The sequence below is a fragment of the Levilactobacillus andaensis genome, from assembly GCF_016861695.1.
Classification (GTDB): Bacteria; Bacillota; Bacilli; order Lactobacillales; family Lactobacillaceae; genus Levilactobacillus; species Levilactobacillus andaensis.
The window spans coordinates 15,944-38,240 of record NZ_BOLP01000003.1 but is presented as its reverse complement, the minus strand read 5'-3'; the positions used below and the strand labels follow the sequence as shown (position 1 = coordinate 38,240).

The following is a 22,297-nucleotide window of genomic DNA, read 5'->3' as shown; positions in this document are numbered from 1 at the left end:
GGCTACTCTAGGGTTTCTAGGAGGTTATTTAGAGATGCAAGAAAGAACAAAGAAATTTTATAATGCAGAGCTCGAGGCAACTGGAATCTATACAGAAGTTTTTGAATTAGAAAAGGTGCAAGTTCGAGAAATAAAGGATATTATCGTCAAACATCACTACTGGAAAGATGAGGATGGCGAGTTTTGGGTAGATTTTGGTGATCCTACGGAAAATCTTAGAGTAGACTTTGCAGCGTACCGTAAACGTAAGGGATATATTACACCAGAGGAAATAAAGAAGTTGCGTGAAGATACTGGGTTAACGGTACGTGTATTTGCAAATTACTTGGGTATGGGTTCGTCAACACTATCCCAGCTTGAGAATAACCAGCGTGTGCAGACGAAAGAACAAGATGCGTTACTACAGTTAGTCGACGCTTACTTTATTAAAAATCAGGTACTTCCAGTTTTAGGTGTTGAGGATTTGGTGAGTACGTTAAGCATTAACCTTAAAAAAGGTAGTAAAGTTAGCAAGCCAGAGTATACCTATCAAACGCAAGAGTATTCAGTGAGTGCGCATGTATATGATAAAGATAGTCTGATAGTAAAAGGAGTAGCAGCCTAATGAGTGTTTTTAAATTTGATCATTTTGTGGTAGATGATATGTCGTACGCGCGTAACCCAAATTATGATAAGAATTTGAAGAAGATTGATTTGAAGCCCCAAATCAGTGCTGACAGTGATATTGAGGGTATGAATGTCATAGTGTCCTTGAAAGTAGTAGTTGGGGCGCTGGATGTTAAAAGTATTCCTTTTCAGGTTAAAGTTTCAGTTAGTGGTTCTTTTGAATATGATTCAGAACAAGATGAGGCTTCATATGGAATAGATACTTTTATTCGGAACAATGCAGTCGCAATGTTATATCCATATGTGAGGTCACTGGTTGCTAACTTAACAATGTCTTCCGGTGAGTATCCAGGATATAATTTGCCAACTATCAATGTTAGTAAGGCCCTAGAGAAATCTACAGATAATGGGACAGCATGAGTTGATATTTGAACCGAAATTTGTTTTGTAGAGAATAAGAAAAAATTAATTGAAATAGTTTTTAGCAATGCGGCTCTGGAAAAGGATCCGCATTTTTACGTTAGACGTAGATAGGAACTGTGATTTGGTCAGGGATGGTCGCAGAAATCTGGCAACCGTTAACCAGCCACAAAGTCCTACCCAGCAATCGTTCAGCACATTAAGCAGTGAGTGGATTAGGCCTGCCAGATTCAAGCTTTACAGGGACTTTGGTTAGGTTAGGCACACAAGCTAAAATTTCACCCGTGGTTAGATTTGGTAAGTCTATACATAAAATGAATAAAGACAATGTATCGGCAGACGACAATCGCCAGAGCTTGTTTGTTATCTAGCCGTGTACAAAAAATGGTTATGCAGACCGCTATTTCCAAAAATTAACCGGTTTATGAAAAGAGCCGTCTTGACCCGTATTACCCCCGGACCTATGATGCCAACAAGTAGTCAAGTTTCTCAGCAATTTGACGAAAAATCATGATCTGTGGGGAGGATTTTGTATGAAACGAGTTTTTGGATATGTTTTAGGGTTAGTCGCTGCACTGTCAACGGCCGGCGTCATTGCGACTTCGGCGAACGCTGACGGCGGTGGCGCCAACGCCTTGAGCGGTAGTGGCAGTGGTGCCGTCAGCGCCGTGGTCAACTCAACCAGTGGTTCTGTCGCTCCGGCTGACAGTAGTTCTGCGACCGTCGCTGAGAGCGGTGGCCGGACAGCCCCTGCAACTGACACGACGGGTTCGAGCAGTTCCGCTGATTCCACGGCCAGCAGCACGCCAGCAACCGATACTAACACTACCGGTGCGGGTACGCCGACTGACAACGGTGGTGCCGTTACCGACACGACTGACAGCAGTGCAGCTAGCTCGACCGCAACGTCAACGTCTGCTTCAACGACTACGACGCCAAACAAACCAACGAAGCCCGCTAAAAAACCGGCTAAGAAGCCTGGTAAGAAATTAGCTGCTTCCAAGAAGCTTCGCGGTCGCAAGCACTATGCTCGTTACAGCCGCACTCTCTTGTTCCAAAAGGGGCGTAAGGGCGCTGTCGTTACCCTGTTGACCAACAAGGGCAAGAAGGTTTTGACTTTCAAGGTTAAGAAGACCGGTCGTTTCGAGATCAAATTGACCAAGAAGGAAGCCGACAAGTTGGCTGCCAAGAAGGCGAAATACTTTAAGTTTGCCGTGGCCGAAAAGGGCTACAAGACCTACACGGTTCGTTACACCATCTACAAGAAATAATCGGCAATTGTGACGCAGTGAAAACGTTTAGTCTGGGATGGATAGCACGTCTTTACCGCGCGACAGTTGATTGCGAATTAGCACTGCTAAGTCTAATACTGGTAGTGGACTGAGAAACCTGCTGGATGCGGGGGTTAGGGCCGCTACTCAGCGTGAGGCTTGGCGCCGACCGGCAACAAATTTTATAAAAGCAGCACTTGAAAAGGCGTGGCGGGGACCACGTCTTTTCTTATCCCCACAGATTGATTGTTTACGAAACAAATTAAGGAGGCACACCGATGAGAGGATTAGGCCAAAAGCTACGGAGTCGTGACGCCCAGCACCTCGCGTTACTGACCATCGTTGGCACATTCATCATGCTGTTCTGTTCGTACACGTCGCCCGCCTTTTATGTGGACGATTCGCCGGACAACAACGCGTTCTTTACGGTCGGGAAGGCGATGATGAACGGCATCGTGCCCTATAAGGATATTTTTGAGCAGAAGGGGCCTTACGTGTACTTCCTACATGGTCTGGCGTACCTGGTGTCGGCGCGTAGCTTTATCCTGATTTTTGGCTACGAGGTGCTCACGCTGGTCGCGGCGATGTACCTGACGTATCGGTTTGGAAAATTGTTGCGGTTGGCGCCCCTGCCGGCGTTGTTAGTGGCGCTGCTGTCGCCGATGCTGTTCCTGTATCACCCGTACTACGATTACGGCGACACGGTCGAGTTCTTCACGCTGCCGTTCCTGTTGTCGCTGATTTATCTGCTGGTGCTGTTGGACCGGCACAATTTTCACGCCAATCACTGGTGGTACTTCGCACAGGGGGCGTTGGTCGGCGTGGTCCTGTTGTCGAAATACACGCTGCTAGGTGCCTGGATCATGTTCTATCTGGCTATGGGTGGGTACTTCCTGGTGCACAAGCGCTGGCGGGACCTGGGAAAATTGGTTGGCTGGAGCGCGGCGGGATTCGCGGTGACAACGGTACCGTGGCTGGTCTACTTCTTACTGACTAAGTCGTTGGGCGCGTTCATCAAGGTCTACTTCCTGTTCAACACGCACGTCTACCTCACCTCGTCGGTCGCGTTCTTCGCCAACCTGATTCAGTCGACATCGATTCTGGCGCAATTTTACTTGAGTAACATCCTCTTCTTTCTGCTGGGCGTCTTGGGCACGCTGGCGATTTTATTTCAGCCGGCGGTCTTTCATCACCATTTCACGCGGGGACTCTACGTGGCGGTCGGCCTGGCGAGCGCACTGCTGGCGTTGTACGGCTACCAGTCGGGGGCGGTCTATCAGTATTATGAATTGATTTATTTTGCCTTCTTCGTGCTGCCACTGGTCTACTTTGGACAGGTATTCTTCAAGCGCGTGCCATTGCCAAATGGGGATGAGCCGTTTGCCATTTTGGGGACGCTGGCGCTGAGCCTGTTCTTAGTCCTAGGGGTCAACAATAACGTGACCAATTCGCGGGTATTCCCGAACAACGCGTCGATCACGGAAGAGGCGACCACCAAGCCGCAACAGCCCGCGCAGGTCGTTTTCGGCAAATTAATGCGGCAACGGACGCCGGTCGACCAGAAACTGACGCTGTTAAATTACGGGTCAATCGACATGGGCTTTTATACTACGTCAGGTGCGGTGCCATCGACGTACTATTTCCAAAATTACAATATTGCCCAGTCAGCTGATCCACAGATTCTGCGCGACCAGACCGACGTGATCAAACGGCATCAGGTCGAATGGGTCGTTCTCAACACGCCGGCTGGCAAGTCCATCAAGCAATGGCAGGGGGGTAGCGGCCGCATCACTAGTGGCAACCTGAATCCAGGGACGGCCAAGCTGGCGAAGACGCTGGACCATAACTACCGCGCCATCGCGTACCACACCCAGCTCTTCGAGGGCACCAACGTCACTTACTGGCTGTTCCAAAAGAAAGCGTAGTGGTTCCGTCTTCGGCTGGTAGGAACTCCACCCCGTGAGGCAGACCTGGAGCCTGAGAAGCGGTCTCCAGGGCGACTTGAAGCCTCTAAAAGCGAGTCTTCAAGCTCGGCCTCTCCTCTAAGCCTGAGAAAGTCGCTCAGCCTAAAAGGACCGACACGGGGTTCCGTTCCTGCCAGCCTACGACTACGATTTGTTTTGGAAGCAAGTTGGCGTTGCTAATAAGCATGAAGGTTAGTTGCTAGTAACCGCTACGCCAGTCACGTACGCCGTCCGGTGGGGACCGGTCACAGCCTGAGAAGCGGTCTGTGACCTCGCCTTGAAGCCTCAAAAATCGAGTCTCCAAGGCGTCCCATGCTGTAAGCCAGCTGAAAAAACGCTGACTAACACTATCGACACGGGACTCTGTACGTGGCTTCGCTGTGATGGCCTTGACGGTGAGGTTCAGTGTGGCTGGTTATGTTGATTTCGCAAGACCTGGTCGGGTATCTTATGGTGGTATGTCATGCCAGTTAGGTAAGCAAGAATGCTTTGCAGACGTAAGTATTTACGTGACTGGTTTTACTATGGCTACAGATTGAGATTACGATGGGCGTAAAAATTTGTGATGAATTAGAGACAGTTGTTTTTTAAATGTAAATTGCGTTGGTACTCCAATCTAACCGAAGGAGGGCAGGGATGTAGCCAGCCGTGGAAATCTTGGTAGCTTACAGCTACCAAGATGGGCGACTTTTAAGACGCATGAATTTTGCGGCTTAAAAGCGAGCGAGAGGACCGCCCCTCAGTCCGAAGTGTCCCCACAGCAGGCGGAATCCCTGGCAGCCGCAGGTGTCCACGTTTAGCGAGTTTAGCGGTGGTCATCATAGCTGGTATCGCCTAGGTTTTGAACTTGATTTTGGGCTTGAATAGACGCCGTGGCATAAGACACGTAACACCAACTATTTTCAATATACCGTTATAGTTTGATGAGAGCCCTTGACCAAAGTGGCCTAGACTGGTAAATTAAGAAACAATATCTCCCAGGATTCCTAGCCGAGCCTGAGACTGAAAAATAAGAGGAGCGATATCAACTATGTCTAATTGGGACACGAAGTTTGCTAAAGAAGGATTTACTTTTGATGATGTTTTGCTAATACCAGCCGAAAGCCACGTTTTGCCGAATGAAGTCGATCTGAGTACCCAATTAGCGCCAAATTTGAAGTTGAACGTTCCATTTCTAAGTGCGTCCATGGATACCGTTACGGAAACGAAGATGGCAACTGCCATGGCGCGTAATGGGGGCCTGGGGGTCATCCACAAGAACATGAGCGCCACGGACCAAGCTAAAATGGTCGCTGACGTGAAGACCATCGAAAACGATGCCAGCCAGTACCCACACGCCGCTGTGGACGACAACAATCACTTGTTAGTCGCCGCAGCCGTTGGGGTTACTTCCGACACGTTTGATCGGGCCAACGCCTTACTCGCCGCTGGTGCCGACGCCATCATCATTGATACGGCGCACGGTCACTCCGCTGGGGTATTGCGGAAGGTTGCCCAGATTCGCGAACAATTGCCAGACGCAACACTGATTGCCGGTAACGTTGCGACGGGCGAAGGCACACGGGCTTTATTTGAAGCCGGTGTTGACGTGGTTAAAGTGGGTATCGGCCCTGGTTCTATCTGCACGACGCGGGTGGTTGCCGGTGTTGGGGTGCCGCAACTGACCGCCATTTACGATTCGGCGAAGGTTGCGCGTGAATTTGGCAAACCAATCATCGCTGACGGTGGGATGAAGTACTCCGGTGACATCGTGAAGGCGATTGCTGCCGGTGGGAATGCCGTGATGTTCGGCTCCATGTTCTCCGGGACCGACGAAGCCCCTGGCGATGTCATTGAAGAAAACGGTAAGAAATTCAAGACGTACCGAGGGATGGGGAGCTTGGCTGCCATGTCTCACGGCTCAGCCGACCGTTACTTCCAAGGTGGCGTCAACGAAGCTGACAAGCTCGTGCCAGAAGGAATCGAAGCCCGTGTGGAATACAAGGGTAGCGTCAACGATATCATCTTCCAAATGGTCGGTGGCCTGCGCTCCGGGATGGGTTACACGGGGAGCGCAACGATCCAAAATCTGATCGACAACGCCCAATTCGTCCGGATTTCCAACGCCGGATTGATTGAATCGCATCCACATGATGTCCAAATCACCAAGGCAGCACCTAACTACAAGTAAATTAAATTTAGCCGACTCAGAAGTTGATTCTGGGCCGGCTTTTTTGAATGGGTTTTTAGCAGCAGACCGGGCATACATTTTAGCCAAATTGGAAAGTAGACTATGGCAGAAAAGACAAGGGAGAGTTTACTCTAACTCCGTGTCAGCCGAGAGGGCGGGAAAAATAGGCTCAGCCGTGGCACTGCCTTGGTGAAGCGATTTTCTTCGCCTAGGCAGAACCGAGTTTTGAGGCCTGAATTTTGGGCTCAAAATCGTGTTCACAGCGTTCCAGCCTATTTTTTCCGCCCGGTAAGGCGCTGGTAAACACAGTTTGACCCGTTAAGTCACCGTTAAACTTGAGGTTGGCTAGACGGGGATAAATAGTGTAAGATTAAGGAATGGTAAAGTGCCTTACGCCCGACTAAAGGTTCGGGTTTTCCGGTCGCACCGCCAGGGTTATTTGTTAAAATAGAATTAAACCCACGGGGAAGACGGCTAGTGGAATTGCCTAGCTGGCAAAGGAGATTAGCACAATATGAAAATTTTAGTTGTCGATGATGATAAAGAAATTGCACAATTACTTGAAATCTACATTAAAAACGAAGGTTACGAACCCCTAACCGCCTACAACGGTAAGGAAGCGCTGACCAAATTACACACCACGCCCGACATTGCCCTGATGATTTTGGACATCATGATGCCCGAAATGAGCGGAATCGAAGTTGTGAAGGAAGTACGGAAAGATTCCCAAATTCCAATTTTGATTTTGTCTGCTAAGACTGGCGACATGGATAAGATTCAGGGCCTGATCACCGGTGCCGATGATTATGTGACCAAGCCATTTAACCCATTAGAGGTTATGGCACGGGTCAAGTCGTTATTGCGGCGGAGCCAAGACCAGGTGACCGATGACAGCCCAGATATTTTGGACATCGGGACGCTGACTATCAACAAGGATTCTCACGAAGTTAAGACGATTGCTGGTAAGACGATTTCACTGACGGCGCTGGAATTTGGAATCCTTTACTTGTTGGCGAGCCATCCCAACCGGGTCTTTTCGGCCGACGAAATTTTCGAACGCGTTTGGCGGCAGGAAAGTATCGTTTCCGCAAAAACCGTCATGGTTCACGTGAGTCATTTACGGGATAAAATCGAAGATGCCACGAACGGTGAAAAAGTCATTCAAACCGTTTGGGGTGTGGGGTACAAGATTGAATCGCACTAATCACTGTCATAAGTTTAACCGCTGCTGGGGGGCCGCAATATGAAGTTAACCACGCGTGAGAAGAGCGCGCTGTTCATGGAAGGCGTCGTGACCGTCATCCTATTGTTCATGCTAAATCTGGCGTTGCTGGTCCTGATCATTCAGGCCATCGAGAGCAACCCCGGTTTGCGTGATGGGATTTTTATTATCAAACGGTCCGTGGTCTTTGGCCCCAATCACTTTCAGCTGTGGAGTTGGGAAAACCTCTTCATTGGCCTGATGGTGATTGGCGATGCGTTGGTCGTCTGGTGGCGGCTGATTCGGCGTTACCGGCAAATGCAGCTGCATCATATCATTGAAGAACTGCATTACATTGCCAACGGTCACTTTGATCACCGGATTCCATTCCGGGTCAGTGGCGACGTGCAACGCGTGGTCGATTCCGTCAACGCGCTGGTCGATTCCGTTATCCATTCGATGGATGAGGAGCGGGCGATTGAGAAGTCGAAAGACGAACTGATCACCAACGTCAGTCACGATATCCGTACGCCATTGACGTCGATCATCGGTTATTTGGGATTGATCGAAGACCAGCAATACCACTCGACGGATGACCTATTGAAATACACCCACACTGCCTTTTTGAAATCAAAACAGATGAAGTCGTTAGTTGATGACCTCTTCGAGTACACGAAGGTTCGGCAAACGGATACACCGTTGAGCCTGACTAACATTGATTTGGCAGCGATGCTGGAACAATTGGCGGCCAGCTTCGAATTGGAAGGCCAGAAGAAGGGCATGACGATTGGTGCCAGCAGCACCCCCGAGACGTTGATGATGGAGGCCGACCCGGAAAAATTAGTCCGAGTATTTAACAACTTGGTCTCTAACGCATTGAAATACGGGGATGGCGGTAAGCATATTAATTTGATTGCCAAACAAGTCAGCGATGCCGAACTAGAGGTCCGCGTCACCAACGACGGCCCCAAGATTCCAAAGGAGTCGTTGTCGATGATCTTCGAACGGTTCTACCGGGTCGAAGAATCCCGTTCCAAGGAAACTGGCGGCACCGGATTAGGCCTAGCCATTGCCCAGAGCATTGTGGCCCTGCACGGCGGCTACATCTACGTCGAGTCCGACGATGCGCTGACCAGCTTCGTGATTCATTTGCCGGTCAAACACGATGCCCCATTACAGATACCGCAACGGTTGAAGGCACCGGGGAGTTTGAACTAGGGAACGATGGGCGACTTCTAAGACGCACGAACTTTGCGGCTTAAAAGCGAGCGAGAGGACCTCTTCTCAGGCTGAAGCGTCCTCACAGCAGGCGAAATCCCTGGCAGCCGCAGTGCGACCAGCAACATCAATTTAATTTGTAACAAACGCCGGTTCGCCGGTGCTACATAAGCATAAGATAGAGGAGTTTTCGAGAATGAAACGTTTAAAGCAAGTTGTGATGGGCCTGGTGACGGCAGTAACGCTGTTTGCCGGTGGCCTGAGTACCGCTGTGACGCCAGCAATGACGGCGCATGCGGCCAGCACCAAGAGTACCAGCACCACGGTCAACTTAAAGGCCAAGGCGGGGATCGCCGTTGATGCCCAGACCGGTCAGATTTTATACAGCAAGAACAGTGACCAGACGTTGCCGGTCGCTTCCATGACCAAGTTGTTATCCATCTACATCGTGCTAGATGCGGTGCATAGCGGCAAGCTGAAATGGAACCAAAAGATCACCATCAACAAGGACATTGCTAAAGTGGCAAAGAACACAAACTTGTCCAATGTCCCATTGCGGGCCGGCCACAAGTACACGGTCAAGTCCCTGTATCAAGCGTCCTTGATCTACTCAGCCAACGGGGCCGTTGAAGCCCTGGGGGTTGCGGTAGCAGGAACGCCCCACGCCTTCGTTGACTTGATGAAGACCCAGGCGAAGAAGTTGGGCATGACCGATGTAAAGATCTACAACGCTTGTGGGTTGACCAACAAGCAGGTCGGTAATCTCGGTTACAGCAACCTCAAAGGGTCCGCCGAAAACGAATGGTCCGCAGCCGACCAAGCCAAGTTGGCCGTCGCACTGTTGAACAAGTACCCCGAAGTTTTACAGACCACGAAGATCAGTAAGATGTGGTTTGAAAAGGGCACGCAGGACGCGACCAAGATGGACAACTGGAACTGGATGTTGAAGGGGCTAACTGCTTCTTATTCCAAATTGCACGTTGACGGTCTGAAGACGGGGACGTCCGATGCCGCCGGCGCTAACTTTACCGGGACGGCCAACAATGATGGCAACCGGATCGTGACCGTGGTCCTCCACGCATCTCACAAATCGGAGACCGATGCTGCCCGTTTCCGACAGACCCAAAAGATGATGTCTTACGTCTACAATAACTTCAAGACGGTGACCTACAAGGCCGGCGATCAAGTTAAGGGCGCCAAGACCGTGAAGACTAACGATGCCAAGGAAAAGACGGCCAAGACGGTCTTAGCGGATGGCGTTAAATTGTGGATTCGTGATGACCAAGTCGCCAGCAATATTTCCGCAACGACCACGTTGAAGTCGAAACTGACTAAGAATAAGGCGTTGGAGGCACCAGTTGCCAAGAATGCCGAGGTGGGGACCGCTAATATTTCGTTAAAGGGCGATCAACTAGGTTTCTTGGGCAGCACCAAGACGACCAAGGTTCCCGTTAAGGTGACTAAGGCCGTTGAGAAAGCCAACATCTTCGTTCGCATGTGGCGGGCAATCGTTTCGTTATTCTAACTTGAATTTTGGAAGTCGCTGACCGATAGTGGGCAGCGGCTTTTTTAGTTATGCAACTATAATAGAAGAAAGTGTTGTCCCAACTTGATTTCAATCAAAGCCAAGCATGGACCTCGCCGCTATACTAGGACATATCATCAGAACATTAGTTGAACTTGATACGCAATAAAATTTAAAAATAAATTTCAAAGTGGTCCAAATGCATGTGGGACAAGGCTGGTGACGCTTTCTAAAGATTGTCTATGGCGTGTTATTGTTTTGACAAGTCAAGTATTAATGTGCGAAGATACTTTTAATATTAGCCTAAGACATGCATTTTTAAGGATATTTTGAGGATAAAGGGAGTTGGCATTCGTGAACATGGTAAAAGGTGAATGGAAATACATTCGGCACAACCGGTTGATTTTAATCTCCGTCTTGGCCATTATGTTTATTCCATTTCTCTACAGTATCTTCTTTCTGAAGTCAGTCTGGGATCCATATGGCGAGACTGGAAAGTTACCCGTTGCGGTGGTCAATCAGGATAAACCTGTGACCTACCAAGGGCAAACGTTAAATGTTGGGGACCAGACCATCACCAATTTGAAGAAAAACAAACAATTGGGATGGCGGTTCGTTTCTGCCAAGACGGCAGCGCAGGGATTGAAGGACCACAAGTACTACACGGTCATCACGATTCCGAAGAACTTCTCGGCCCACGCAGCAACGGCCTTGGACAAGCACCCCAAGAAAATGACCTTCACTTATAAAACCAACGCGTCTGCAAACTACATCGCGAAGGTGATGAGTGATGTTGGTTCTGACAAGTTGAACAGTGAGATCCGTGCTAAGGTGACGAAGGCCTACGCCCAAGCAACCTTTAAGCAGATCTACGCGGTCGGTAAAGGGATGAACAAGGCGGCCAAGGGCTCGAGCCAGTTGAAGGACGGGACGGTCACATTGACTGACGGCCTGAACACCTACACGACTGGGGTCAAGACGTTGAACAACGGTCTGCAACAAATGAAGACCTCCGTGACGCCTTTGGCAACTGGTATTCAAAAGTTGTCGTCTGGCTCTAAGACACTGCAGAGTGGGTTAAGCACCTACACGGCAGGGGTCGGCCAGTACGCAACTGGGGTCAACCAGTACACGTCCGGTGTTGGTCAATATAGCGCTGGGGTTAACCAGTACACCAGCGGAACTGGCCAATATGTCAGTGGTGTCAACCAATTCACGAGTGGTGTTAGCCAGTTAAGTGCTGGGATGCCACAACTGACGGCTGGGACCAAGAAGCTCGCCAATGGTGCGAACTCACTGAACTCCGGGGTCTACAAGTACGTCGACGGGGTTTACACGTTGAACACGGGTGTTAAGCAATTAGGTAGTGGGGCAACCTCACTGGCTAGTGGCGTTTCACAGTTGTACGACGGGAGTTCTTCATTAAATTCTGGGTTGTCTACATTGAGTGGCAATTCAAGTGAATTGGCATCAGGCGCAGATACCTTGGCTACGCAAGCACAAACGTTGTCAGATGGCGTTAGTCAATTAGGCACAGCAGCTGATACTATGATGAGTCAACTACAGGGTGACGGCACGGCCGCTAATCCTGGTGCAGCAGGTCAACTGACTACTTTGACTCAAGGATTAACTGAAATCAGTAGTGGTGCTAAGCAGGCTGCGGCTTTGGCTGAACAGGCTAAGGATTTAGCAGCAAATCAAACTAAACAAGCTGCTCCAGCTCAGTCAAGCACGACAACGACTCCTGGTGCCAATAGTGATTCCGTTAATGCTGCACAAACTGCCGCTGCAGAAGCTTCAAGTACCGCTGCTGCTTTGAAGGCTGCGCAAGGTAAGGAAGATAATAGTTCAGAGGTTTCTGCGTTAACAGATAAATTAGTTGGTGAAACGGCGACCGCTAAGAGTTCTGCGGATTCAATTTCAACCAAGGGTACAAGTACAACCACAACGGCAGCGGCTCAAGCGGCTACGCCAACTACTAAAGATGCGCAGTTGATTGCTGTTACAACTGGTCTTGCTAAAGCTACTGCCCAAGTATCTGATGGACTAACTCAAGTCATGGCTGAACTTGGCCAGGCTAATGTTTCAGGAACACTTGCACAATTATCTGCATTTGCTCAAGGCGTTCAATCACTTAATTCCCAAGTCAACGGTGGCTCAACGACCTTAACGTCTGGCGTCAATACGTTAGCTAACGGTGTTAAGGCGTACACGTCCGGTGTCGACCAAGCCTTCGCCGGGTCAACGACCTTGAAGAACGGTTTGAACACGCTGAACAGCCAAGTCCCAACCTTAACCAATGGTGTTACCCAAATCTTGAACGGGACGGCTGAATTGGCTAAGAACGGTGGCGCATTGAAGAGCGGTTCCAAGCAGGTGTCTAGCGGTGCTACCACGCTGAACAGTGGTTTACAAACGGCTGCTGCCGGTGTGAACAAGCTGAATGCCAACACGGGTAAGCTGAACGCTGCTGGATCTAAATTAACTTCTAGTGCCGGTCAACTTTCCGCTGCTGGTTCGAAGCTTAACGCCAACACGCCTAAGCTGACTGCTGCCGGCAATAAGTTGACGAGCAACTCGAACAAGTTAAACCAAGGTGCAAGTCAATTGAGCTCTGGTTTGACCACGTTGAACGACAGCGTACCAACCTTGACCAGTGGGGTTAACCAACTGGCTGCTGGGTCCGCTAAGCTTAACGCCAACAGTAGTAAATTGGTCGACGGTGCTGACAAGCTTAAGGACGGGAGCGGTACCTTAGCGAAGTCCTTGAAGAGCGGTGCTGATCAACTCGCAGCACAACCTTTGACGAACAAGACGGCTGACATGTTTGCCGCACCAACGAAGCTGAAGCATGAAAACTACAGTTACGTGCCAAACTATGGTCACGCCTTAGCACCATACGTATTGTCCGTTGCCCTCTATGTTGGGGCCTTGGTCTTCAACTTTGCCTTCCCAATTCGGAAGGTCTCACGTGAAGACGGGACTGCTACGGGCTGGTTCTTCAGTAAAGTTTCTATCGGTGCCTTCGAAGCACTGGCAATGGGGCTTGTTGAACCCGTACTGATGATGTTAGGTGGTTTGACGGTCGACAACCCAGGTCAAATGATCCTGGTTTCCGTGTTCTTCGCGGAGGCGTCGATGTTTATCGTCATGTTCCTGTCGATGCTGCTGGACAACCCTGGTCGTTTCATCGCCATGGTTCTCTTGATGCTGCAACTTGGTGGTTCCGGTGGGACGTTCCCAATGGAAGTTACCAACCACTTCTACAACGTGGTGCACCCATTCTTGCCAATGACTTACTCGATCCTCGGATTCCGTGAAGCCATTACGTCAGGGATGGCGGGTGAAGTTGGTCAGGCCATTTGGGTACTGACACTCTTCACGATTCTGTCATTAGCGCTGTTGTGGCCAACGATGGTTTGGTTGCAAAAGAAGCACTTGATGGGCAAGTCACAGTTGGACGACAACCAGAAGCTCCAAGAGGTTGAAGACCCAACGTCACACTCTCATTCATAAAATGATTACCGAGAAGTCTGGATGAAAATCCGGGCTTCTTTTTTTTGCAAGAGTGGGACAAAAGGCGGTTAGTCAATGAGCATTAACGTCGATAGACGAAGAATCCCGGTTTTGGATTGTTTGTCTATCGGGGTTAAGCGGAGTTGACTGCCTTTTGGCTCACGTTTCCACAATTTACGTTCGGAGCGACAAAATTTGGTCGTGGCGAGGGGGAAAATTTTGCGTATAATGGAACGCAGTAAGAGAAAAGAGGGACCGTTATGGCAGTGACATTTCGTTTGGCCACGACTGCTGATTATCCGCGGCTGGTGGCAATTTATAACGAGGCAATCGCCACGAAGGGAAGTACGGCTGATTTGAAACCGGAGACGGTGCCGCAGCGTCAGGAGTGGTTCGCGGAATTTAGTGACGACCATTTTCCGTTATGGGCGATTGAGAGCGCCGGTAAGGTCGTTGGTTATGTGGGCCTAGAACCTTACAGTAATCGGGCAGGTTACCGTTACACGGCCGAAATAGCCCTTTATTTGGCACATGAGGCACAGGGCCAGCACATCGGCAGCCAGGCAGTGGCTTGGGCGGATGAACAGGCACCGAAATTGGGGCTGACGACCATTATTTCCAGAATATTTGGCCATAATCGGGCGAGCCGCGGCCTGTTTGAGAAGGCTGGGTACGCTCACTGGGGTCATTTGCCAGCGATAGCCGATATGGCTGGTTTCACGGCAGATTTAGAGGTGTATGGGAAGCATTTCTAGGCGAAACGGGCACGATGAAAATCAATCGCAATTTTTCACAAAGCGGGAAACAAACGCGGCGAAATCCGGGATACAGCTTGATAAATATTAGACTTGTTATATGAAAATGACTTGAAACATGTTAAAATATCATCGTGTGGTTTTATGGCTAATGGGTAAACCCGTTAACCTGATTCATATCTCAGAGTATTCGACGGAGGCAAACATTCTTGAATAAACGACGGCCAAACCCCAAGCAGGTGGCAGACCCGAATGAACCCTTATGGCGGTCTACACTGCGGGTAGCCATGCCCCTTAATTTGAGTTACATCCCAATCGGGCTGGCTTGTGGGATTTTGCTACACGCGGCAGGGTTCAATACCTTACTGACTGGATTAGTTTCAATCTTGATCTTTTCCGGTGGGGCACAATTTTTAATTGCCACGATGTTGACCATTAATTCCCCATTACTTTCAATTGTTTTGATGCTATTCTTCTTGGAATTACGGTATGCTTTACTGAGTTCGAGTTTATCGCCTTACTTAAAGGGGGAATCCAACCACTTTTTGTTTATGTTCGCGGTATCTTTAAACGATGAAAACTACGCCATTAACTACTTAAAATTCGCCACCGATAAAAAGTGGACGGGTAAGGAAGCCTTGATGGTGGAACACTATTCCTTACTGTTCTGGGCTGTCAGCAACGTTGTTGGGAGCTTGATTGGGAGTACGTTGAAGATTGACCTGGGGATTGTAAACTTTGCCCTGACGGCGCTCTTCTTGTACATGATCGTGATGCAGATCAAGAACCGTTTGACGGTCGTGATTTGTTTGATCTCTGGTGTGCTGGCGGCGGTATGTATGATGCTGACCAAGAGTACGTTGGGATTGGTGATTTCGACGATCATTGCCTCGCTGATTGGCTTCTATTTAGAAACAACGCTGCGGAAGCATTTACCCGACAGTCATTGGCTGTGGAAACTACGGGGGCCGGGCGCTAAGAAGTCGGTAGTTGAAAATACGGACGAATAGGATACGGGAGACGCTATATGAGTGCAGTTAATACGTGGAACAGTACGCAACACTTTTGGTTGATTATTTTGGGCTTTTGCGTTGCCTTTGTGCCGCGGTTTATACCCTTAATGTTGTTCACCAAACGGGCAATTCCCGAATGGTTCAACGAATGGATGAAGTTTGTGCCGGTGTCGCTGTTTACGGCGCTAGTCGTTAAGGATATCTTCATCGACAGTGCGAGCTATGCGCTGATCTTAAACCATTTCTCAGAGATGTTGGCGGCCGTCGTGGTGGTCATCATCGCCTACAGAACGCGGTCAATGGCGATTTCGGTGATTACCGGACTGATTGCGGTGTTCCTGTTGTCGATGTTTATTGCGTGATTGAATTTAATAATGAGTTGAAAGACTAGGCGGATGCTTGGTCTTTTTTTAGTTAATAACCATTTACGGTCGTTTTAATTGACCTGCCCCATGAAAGAGCCTATGGTTGGCCGCAGAAAAGAGGCACCATGCATCATGGCAGAAACAATTTCGATTCGTTTAGATAGGAACACAGAACGACGGTTAGAAAACTATACGCGCCTGCACCGCATCAATGATGAGGATTACATCAAGCAGGTCGTCGCAGCTAGCCTGGAGAGCCGGCCAACTGAACGCGTAGCAAAGCGGCCAATGACGAATCTGTCGTGGCGGGATACTTTGAAGGAATTGGATTTGGACTAAAATAGTAAAGGAGAGCATGGCCGGTTGGTGGCTGTGCTCTCCTTTTTTGAGTTAATAGTGGTTGATTCCTTCGTAGGGTGCGTCGGGTTGGAGTATGTGTAGTTCCCTTGCCAATTTATTAACTTCATTGGCAAAAGGGCGAATCTTTTCTCGTAGGGCATAAAACTTTTTATCTACTGCTAGATAGAGAGGTAAGTATTTTTCATATTTTTCTTTGGCCAGTTCTAGGTTCTTTTGGGCGGTAGCTATTTCATCTTTATTTCCAGTAGCTAATTTTCGCTGTACTTCTAGTCGTGCCCGTTCGATGTCAAGCTGGTAGCCAACAAGAAATTCTTCATCATAGTCCTCGAGAGATAACTCGGCGAATGCAGGTTCAGTTTCAACAACTATTTTTGCGTAGGCATTTTTTGCGATCTCCAATTGGGCCTTCTTTTCTCTAATGAGTTGTTCTTTAGATTTTGAGGGCGTTGTAGGTGCTGTAGGTCTTGGACGACTGGGTCTGACAGGTCTACTAGGTCTGTTAATGACAAGCTGATTGTTTCCAGAAGTTGTGAAGTTGGAAACAGGGGTACTAGGTTTAACTACGTTTTCTGGTTTAACGGTGTTCTGCTCAGTAACTGCCGCGTTATTAGTAACTGGCTTTGTCACCTTAACAGTATGCGTATAGGTCTGTCCCTTAAACCCATGCTTCGTTGCTTTAAGCTTGAACTTCAGTTTCGTCAGATTATTCTGCTTAACCTTAATCACAAATTTTCCATGTTTGTCAGCTTTAGTGCCGACCTTTTCACCATGCTTCAGGTGAGTTAGCTTCACGTGAGCGTACTTAGTCGTCTTCCCCGAGACGGTGCGCTTAGAAACCTTCACGTGCGTAAATTTACTAATCTGCTTAGTCTTTGCCATAGCAGAAACTTCCCCGCCTGAAACAACGGCCGTCAGAAACACTGCCAACATGGCTACTTTCTTAATCCCCATAATATTAGTTCTCCCCTTACACTGTAATTAGTGCTGACTATATCCAGCAATCACCAATATACCATGGCTGATTTATCAATAGAAGGGGAACGAAAAATTTATATTTTTATAGCTAGTTATGACGCAGGTATTTCGGGGACTTTGGTCGTTTTGGGGGTCAACGTTACAATATGGAAGGGTTCAGTCTGAGCCGGAGGAGGACAGGGATGGAGCCAGCCGTGGAAATATTGGTAGCTCACAGCTACCAATATGGGCGACTTTGAAGACACGTTTCTTCGTGGCTTCAAAGCGAGCGAGAAGCCCGCCTTTTGGCTGAAGCGTCCCCACAGCAGGCGTAATCCCTGGCAGCCGGAGCGCGGCCATCTCTAACCAATGTTTATCCAACGCAAAAAAAGCACCAACCAACGGTGATCAATCCGTCAGTTGGTGCTTTTCTCGTCGAGCAATCCGCGGTCGCTCGACTTCATTTGAATTAGTTGGTTACCTCAGCATGACTGTCCGTGTACATGTAGTCACGAGTCATTGGCAACATCCGGGCTGAAGGGCCCTTAGAAATCAAATACTGAATCACGTCAATATTACCAGATTTGAAGGACGCTGCGCAAGCTTGTAAATAAAGATCCCACATGCGGACGAACCGGTCATCGAACATCTTGGTCACTTCATCGCGGTGTTCGTTGAAATTCTTGTCCCAAATTTCAACGGTCTTTTGGTAGTGACGACGAAGAGGTTCCATGTCGTCAATCTGCAGACCGCTTTCGATGATGTGCGTGGTGTTTTCAATCAAGCCGGGTACGTAGCCACCGGGGAAGATCCACTTGTTGAGCCAGCCGTTGTTGGCACCACCCTGTTGCCGGGTGATTCCGTGAATCAAAGCGACCCCGTCGTTCATCAAGTACTTTTGAACGCATTCGAAGTATTGGCCTAAGTTTTCTTGACCAACGTGTTCGAACATCCCAACGGACGTGATGTAATCCCATTGTTCGTTACCGAGTTCACGGTAGTCTTCCAAGCGAACTTCGGCGACGTCTTCGAGACCTTCGTCCTTGATCTTCTGGTTGACGTAGTCGTACTGTTCCTGACTTAACGTGATCCCTGTCACGTGCAGGTCGTATTCCTTTGCCGCCGTCAGCATCAAAGTACCCCAGCCACAGCCAATATCTAAGAGGGTCTTCCCAGGTTGGGGGTTAAGCTTCTTAATGATATGGTGAACCTTGTTCATTTGTGCCGTGTAAAGGTCATCTTCAGGCGTTTCAAAGTAGGCACAGGAGTAAGTCATGGTGTCGTCCAACCACAGATTGTAGAAGTTATTCCCAATATCGTAATGGTTTTGCACATCGGTCTTGCTTTCCTTTTCCGTGTGCTTTTGCTTTGGCAGGAAGTTGATGAACTTCTTGTTGTGGAAGAAACTGTCGGCGTTTTCGTAAGCGGCCGTCAGTAAGTCTTCAATGCTGCCATCGATTTCGATTTTGCCATCCATAATGGCTTCTCCCAGCGCAATAGACGCGTTGCGGGAGATTTCCTTGACCGGAATGGCCTCGTGAATGGTGATGGTAATCTCGGGAGTGCCAGTCCCATAAACATCGCTACTGCCGTCCCAGTAGTTAACTCGGACGGGGATGTTGAAGGTATGGCTTAGAAACGTTTTGTAAAATGTTTTTTCAAGCATGTCAGGAGTCCTTTCCGGTTTTCTTATTAAATTTTGGACACAAAGAAAACGAATTATACTCAGCCATTATACGCCTCCTAGGGGAGATAGTGTAAGAAGAGGTTTTGATGTAAACGCTTAACATTTCCTTTGGCCGATTCCCTGTGGCTAAAATCGCCGATTCCGTGATGAGGCATGGTATAATGTACCTACAATTAACCAGTGGGGGTCTTTCACTTTGAAAAAATGGGTATGGGTCGTGGCAACAATCGTTGTGGCACTGCTGATTGGTGGTTACGCGTATTCAAATCACCACGCGACAACCAAAGAGTACCAAGCGGCAATGGCCAACGGGCGTACTGCCATTGAAAGTAAACATTACACACAAGCCGAAAGTTATTTTCAGAATGCTTTGAAACGGCAATTGAACGATAAAACGGCGCAGACGTACTTAACGCAGACGCAACGCTACGTTTCCGGTGAAAATGCACTGGATGCGCGGCACTTTACGGTTGCTCAAAAGCACTACCAAGCAGTCAAGGACACGACTGGCGGGTCCAGCGTCTTAGTCACGCGGGCAACGAAACAAGTCAAGAAGGTCAAGTTGATTCGGGCCAATTACAAGCAGTTCAAGAAGATCCTGACGAAGGCGCAAGGGCAAAACAAGGCGCTGAACTACGGGCAATCCAACACGACGCTGGATGAACTCTTTACGAACGCGAAGTTCCGCGAAGTCTACTACAAGGGTCTTTATGATCAAGCATTGGCATTACGGAAGGCCAATAACGCCGGCCAAGCTAGTTCAGTTACGGAAGCCAGCAGCAGTGATTCATCGACGAGTAGTAGCAGTAGCGATGACTCCAGCAGCAACGCAACCAGCGGTAGTTCCAGTGCATCACTGACGTCTTCCGAACAGTCCGCGGCTAGCGCCTACTCTGGAAGTAACGAGTACACGGTTACGCAGAGCCAACAAGAACTGAACGGTAAGACGATTACGGCCGCGCAGATCAACAATGCACGTAAGACAATCAACGCCGCCGGTGGCCAAGCCGACGCCATGAGTGACCAAGACGTTCGAGTTGCCATCCAACAGGCTAACAAAAAGGACATGTCACTGACGAAGTACACGGCACAATATTTGAAATAGTAATATAAAGGAAAGGCAAGTTCGCTGAGCAGGTGGGCTTGCCTTTTTTATTCGGAAATTTTAAGTGTGGGGGTAGTTCAACGATAGTTTTTCTAAACTGAATAGTCTGTTTGTGGAGAGCATGCTACTACAACGCTCCTCCACTTATGCCAGCGGGAAATGAGGATACCTATGTTTTACAACAGCTGTCATGGAAAAAAATCACAGCCGGCGGAATCCCTGGAATCCGGAGTGCGGCCAATTTACACATAGACCTATACTTAAAAGATGATTGCCCGCAACATAAATCACCCCTAAAAGTCCAGCTAAAGTTGTAATTAGGAAGGCGAACTAACCATATTGAACGAAATGGTCACAAAATTTGACACGAAGGTAAAGTCAGCAAACAAATAGATTAATAATCTTAACAAGAAAATTAATTGGTATGTGTATGATTTTGACGGGAGAAAGCCACTAATAGCAACGATTTCCCGAAAATTCGGGCTAAAAACGGCTAAAAAATACGCGAGTCATTATTTATCCCAAATTGGTAAGGGTGATTTACTATATAAGTAGAATCAGAATTTCTACTAAGGGGGGTCAGGTAACGCAGCCTTCCTGATGGCGGGTGAGCACCAATCTTGGGGGATGGGGCGACCTAAAACTGATTTGATTCCCGAATCACCACGAAGCTGTTGGGGGCGTGGCGTTACCAAGAAAATTATGATTATCAACAAACACATTATGCGTACAACCAATGAGAAACAAGTTTTACAGCAGATTGTCAACGCCGGACCCATTTCGCGTAGTCAGATTTCGCGTAACTTGAGTTTGAACAAGGTAACGGTTTCCGATATTTATAGCCAGTTACTGCATGAAGGGCTGATCCGTGAGGTTGGTCACGGTGTCAGCACACGTAACGGTGGGCGGAAACCAGTAATGGCATTGCTAAACGTGGGGTATGGCTATGTCATCAGTATCAACATTTTACGGTCACGGTTTTCAATCGTGACAAGTCGCTTGGACGGCCGGTCGGAAAATTATGAGAGTGTGTCGACCCGTGATGTGGATCTCGCGACGGTGCTCGACATGATCGACGAACGAATCGCCAATACCATGGCGGCCAGTGAATCACGGCTGCTGGGAATTGCCTTTGGACTAGACGGTGTCATTTATGAAAATCAGATTCTAGCCGCCTCACTGAAAGGCTTTAAGAACTTTGATCTCGCAAAGTACTTTAGCGACAAGTTCCAAGTTCCAGTTGTCTTGGAAAATTTAGCAAATGAATCCGCCATTTACGAACGGGATTTTGCGGGTGAAGGGGTCTATAAGAACCTCATTTCTGTAACGATTCGCGACCAAGTCTCAGCCGGAATCATTACGGAAGAACACCTGTACCGCGGGCATAACGGTGAAGCGGGTAACATTGGAACTTGTCCAATGGCTGACCGCTACCGTGAGGAAAATGTCGAGACAGTCAATCATTATGTGGCTGAGGGACCGGTACTCCAGCGGATCATGGCCTATCAAAAGCTAGATCGCGTGGACGTCAACAGAATTCGCCGGGACTATTTAGGCCACCGACCAGAATTATTGTCCATTTTGGATGAATTTACGTACTATTTGGCTAAAGTGTTGGGCAATCTCTCCAACACCTTCGCGCCGGATGCCATCGTGGTCAACGCGCCAATCCTGGAGCTGTTGCCTGAACTGATGGACAAGGTCCGCGACTACGTGAGCCAAATGGCCATTTTGCGGAAAGCACCCCTGCTCTTAACGAAGAATTCGAAGGAAGCATCCTTGATGGGTGGGGCTTCGGCCATTATCCACAAGGCCCTGGGACTGGACGACTTACAGCTGACATTCGGCAATCAGCGGTCGGCAATTTTAGAGGGAGTGGAATCATAGTCAAACATGCGGAGAACCTGGCGGTGGCTGGGTTCTTTTTTGTTCTTATGTTGCGCCTTGCCGGTTGCCGGATATGAAATGGTGCGAACAGCGCGTCTGAGCTCATACCATTACATGGTGTTCGCGGGTAATTATAACCATAAAAGTTGTTATCGGCTGGAATTCAAGGACGCATAGTACACAAGTCTTTCAGCGGTTGTAGTGACAAGAGCACAGTCAGAGCCGGAGGAGGACAGGGATGGAGCCAGCCGTGGTAATATTGGTAGCTTACAGCTACCAA

Annotated in this window: 17 protein-coding genes; 15 read left to right on the top strand and 2 right to left on the bottom strand. The window is 48.7% G+C overall.

Annotated features, from left to right (window positions below; all coding sequences use genetic code 11):
* The first annotated feature begins 34 nt into the window (after positions 1-34).
* The 13 genes from JUF10_RS00985 (at position 35) to JUF10_RS00925 (ending at position 16,363) form a co-directional block, all read left to right on the top strand.
* Positions 35-604, top strand: a complete 570-nt coding sequence (locus tag JUF10_RS00985; RefSeq protein WP_203640390.1) for a helix-turn-helix domain-containing protein — start codon at positions 35-37, stop codon at positions 602-604.
* Complete coding sequence (locus JUF10_RS00980) at positions 604-1,026, top strand: protein-export chaperone SecB (RefSeq protein ID WP_203640389.1); 423 nt, start codon at positions 604-606, stop codon at positions 1,024-1,026. The genes JUF10_RS00985 and JUF10_RS00980 overlap by 1 nt, the downstream gene beginning before the upstream one ends.
* 533 nt (positions 1,027-1,559) lie before the next feature.
* Positions 1,560-2,297: a hypothetical protein gene (locus JUF10_RS00975; protein ID WP_203640388.1), complete on the top strand. Its 738-nt coding sequence runs from the start codon at positions 1,560-1,562 to the stop codon at positions 2,295-2,297.
* Between the two features lie 278 nt (positions 2,298-2,575).
* The gene (locus JUF10_RS00970; RefSeq protein ID WP_203640387.1) at positions 2,576-4,222 is read left to right on the top strand and encodes a glycosyltransferase family protein; all 1,647 of its coding nucleotides are present in this window, start codon (positions 2,576-2,578) and stop codon (positions 4,220-4,222) included.
* 1,069 nt (positions 4,223-5,291) lie between these two features.
* Positions 5,292-6,431: an IMP dehydrogenase gene (gene guaB, locus JUF10_RS00965; RefSeq protein ID WP_203640386.1), complete on the top strand. Its 1,140-nt coding sequence runs from the start codon at positions 5,292-5,294 to the stop codon at positions 6,429-6,431.
* 514 nt (positions 6,432-6,945) lie between these two features.
* On the top strand, positions 6,946-7,635 hold the full coding sequence (gene croR / locus JUF10_RS00960) for a response regulator transcription factor CroR (protein WP_048732979.1): 690 nt from the start codon (positions 6,946-6,948) through the stop codon (positions 7,633-7,635).
* Positions 7,636-7,674: 39 nt separating this feature from the next.
* Entirely contained in the window at positions 7,675-8,850 is a 1,176-nt protein-coding gene (locus JUF10_RS00955; protein ID WP_203640385.1) for a sensor histidine kinase, read from the top strand.
* A gap of 196 nt (positions 8,851-9,046) precedes the next feature.
* Positions 9,047-10,375: a serine hydrolase gene (locus tag JUF10_RS00950; RefSeq protein WP_203640384.1), complete on the top strand. Its 1,329-nt coding sequence runs from the start codon at positions 9,047-9,049 to the stop codon at positions 10,373-10,375.
* A gap of 354 nt (positions 10,376-10,729) precedes the next feature.
* Positions 10,730-13,891, top strand: coding sequence for a YhgE/Pip family protein (locus tag JUF10_RS00945; protein ID WP_203640383.1), 3,162 nt, complete (start codon positions 10,730-10,732; stop codon positions 13,889-13,891).
* Between the two features lie 260 nt (positions 13,892-14,151).
* Positions 14,152-14,646: a GNAT family N-acetyltransferase gene (locus JUF10_RS00940; RefSeq protein ID WP_203640382.1), complete on the top strand. Its 495-nt coding sequence runs from the start codon at positions 14,152-14,154 to the stop codon at positions 14,644-14,646.
* 209 nt (positions 14,647-14,855) lie between these two features.
* Positions 14,856-15,656 (top strand): AzlC family ABC transporter permease, encoded by an 801-nt coding sequence (locus tag JUF10_RS00935; protein ID WP_203640381.1) that lies wholly within the window; start codon positions 14,856-14,858, stop codon positions 15,654-15,656.
* Between the two features lie 17 nt (positions 15,657-15,673).
* Positions 15,674-16,021, top strand: a complete 348-nt coding sequence (locus JUF10_RS00930; protein WP_203640380.1) for an AzlD domain-containing protein — start codon at positions 15,674-15,676, stop codon at positions 16,019-16,021.
* 135 nt (positions 16,022-16,156) lie between these two features.
* A complete protein-coding gene (locus JUF10_RS00925) occupies positions 16,157-16,363 on the top strand; it encodes a hypothetical protein (protein ID WP_203640379.1) in 207 nt (68 codons plus the stop codon).
* 51 nt (positions 16,364-16,414) lie between these two features.
* On the opposite strand, the gene JUF10_RS00920 is transcribed toward JUF10_RS00925, so the two are convergent.
* Both JUF10_RS00920 and JUF10_RS00915 read right to left on the bottom strand, forming a co-directional pair.
* A complete protein-coding gene (locus JUF10_RS00920; RefSeq protein ID WP_203640378.1) occupies positions 16,415-17,335 on the bottom strand; it encodes a carboxypeptidase-like regulatory domain-containing protein in 921 nt (306 codons plus the stop codon).
* Positions 17,336-17,807: 472 nt separating this feature from the next.
* Positions 17,808-19,004 (bottom strand): SAM-dependent methyltransferase, encoded by a 1,197-nt coding sequence (locus tag JUF10_RS00915; RefSeq protein WP_203640377.1) that lies wholly within the window; start codon positions 19,002-19,004, stop codon positions 17,808-17,810.
* A gap of 217 nt (positions 19,005-19,221) precedes the next feature.
* Here JUF10_RS00915 and JUF10_RS00910 point away from each other — a divergent pair, with 217 nt between their 5' ends.
* Positions 19,222-20,130: a hypothetical protein gene (locus JUF10_RS00910; protein WP_203640376.1), complete on the top strand. Its 909-nt coding sequence runs from the start codon at positions 19,222-19,224 to the stop codon at positions 20,128-20,130.
* A 627-nt stretch (positions 20,131-20,757) separates the two neighbouring features.
* On the top strand, positions 20,758-22,017 hold the full coding sequence (locus JUF10_RS00905; RefSeq protein WP_236008122.1) for an ROK family protein: 1,260 nt from the start codon (positions 20,758-20,760) through the stop codon (positions 22,015-22,017).
* Positions 22,018-22,297: the final 280 nt, after the last annotated feature.

Bases quoted from the DNA above. Each gene is read 5' to 3' on its own strand.
- JUF10_RS00985 (WP_203640390.1), top strand. From the start codon at position 35: ATGCAAGAAAGAACAAAGAAATTTTATAATGCAGAGCTCGAGGCAACT.
- JUF10_RS00980 (WP_203640389.1), top strand. From the start codon at position 604: ATGAGTGTTTTTAAATTTGATCATTTTGTGGTAGATGATATGTCGTAC.
- JUF10_RS00975 (WP_203640388.1), top strand. From the start codon at position 1,560: ATGAAACGAGTTTTTGGATATGTTTTAGGGTTAGTCGCTGCACTGTCA.
- JUF10_RS00970 (WP_203640387.1), top strand. From the start codon at position 2,576: ATGAGAGGATTAGGCCAAAAGCTACGGAGTCGTGACGCCCAGCACCTC.
- guaB (WP_203640386.1), top strand. From the start codon at position 5,292: ATGTCTAATTGGGACACGAAGTTTGCTAAAGAAGGATTTACTTTTGAT.
- croR (WP_048732979.1), top strand. From the start codon at position 6,946: ATGAAAATTTTAGTTGTCGATGATGATAAAGAAATTGCACAATTACTT.
- JUF10_RS00955 (WP_203640385.1), top strand. From the start codon at position 7,675: ATGAAGTTAACCACGCGTGAGAAGAGCGCGCTGTTCATGGAAGGCGTC.
- JUF10_RS00950 (WP_203640384.1), top strand. From the start codon at position 9,047: ATGAAACGTTTAAAGCAAGTTGTGATGGGCCTGGTGACGGCAGTAACG.
- JUF10_RS00940 (WP_203640382.1), top strand. From the start codon at position 14,152: ATGGCAGTGACATTTCGTTTGGCCACGACTGCTGATTATCCGCGGCTG.
- JUF10_RS00930 (WP_203640380.1), top strand. From the start codon at position 15,674: ATGAGTGCAGTTAATACGTGGAACAGTACGCAACACTTTTGGTTGATT.
- JUF10_RS00925 (WP_203640379.1), top strand. From the start codon at position 16,157: ATGGCAGAAACAATTTCGATTCGTTTAGATAGGAACACAGAACGACGG.
- JUF10_RS00920 (WP_203640378.1), bottom strand. From the start codon at position 17,335: ATGGGGATTAAGAAAGTAGCCATGTTGGCAGTGTTTCTGACGGCCGTT.
- JUF10_RS00915 (WP_203640377.1), bottom strand. From the start codon at position 19,004: ATGCTTGAAAAAACATTTTACAAAACGTTTCTAAGCCATACCTTCAAC.
- JUF10_RS00905 (WP_236008122.1), top strand. From the start codon at position 20,758: ATGGGGCGACCTAAAACTGATTTGATTCCCGAATCACCACGAAGCTGT.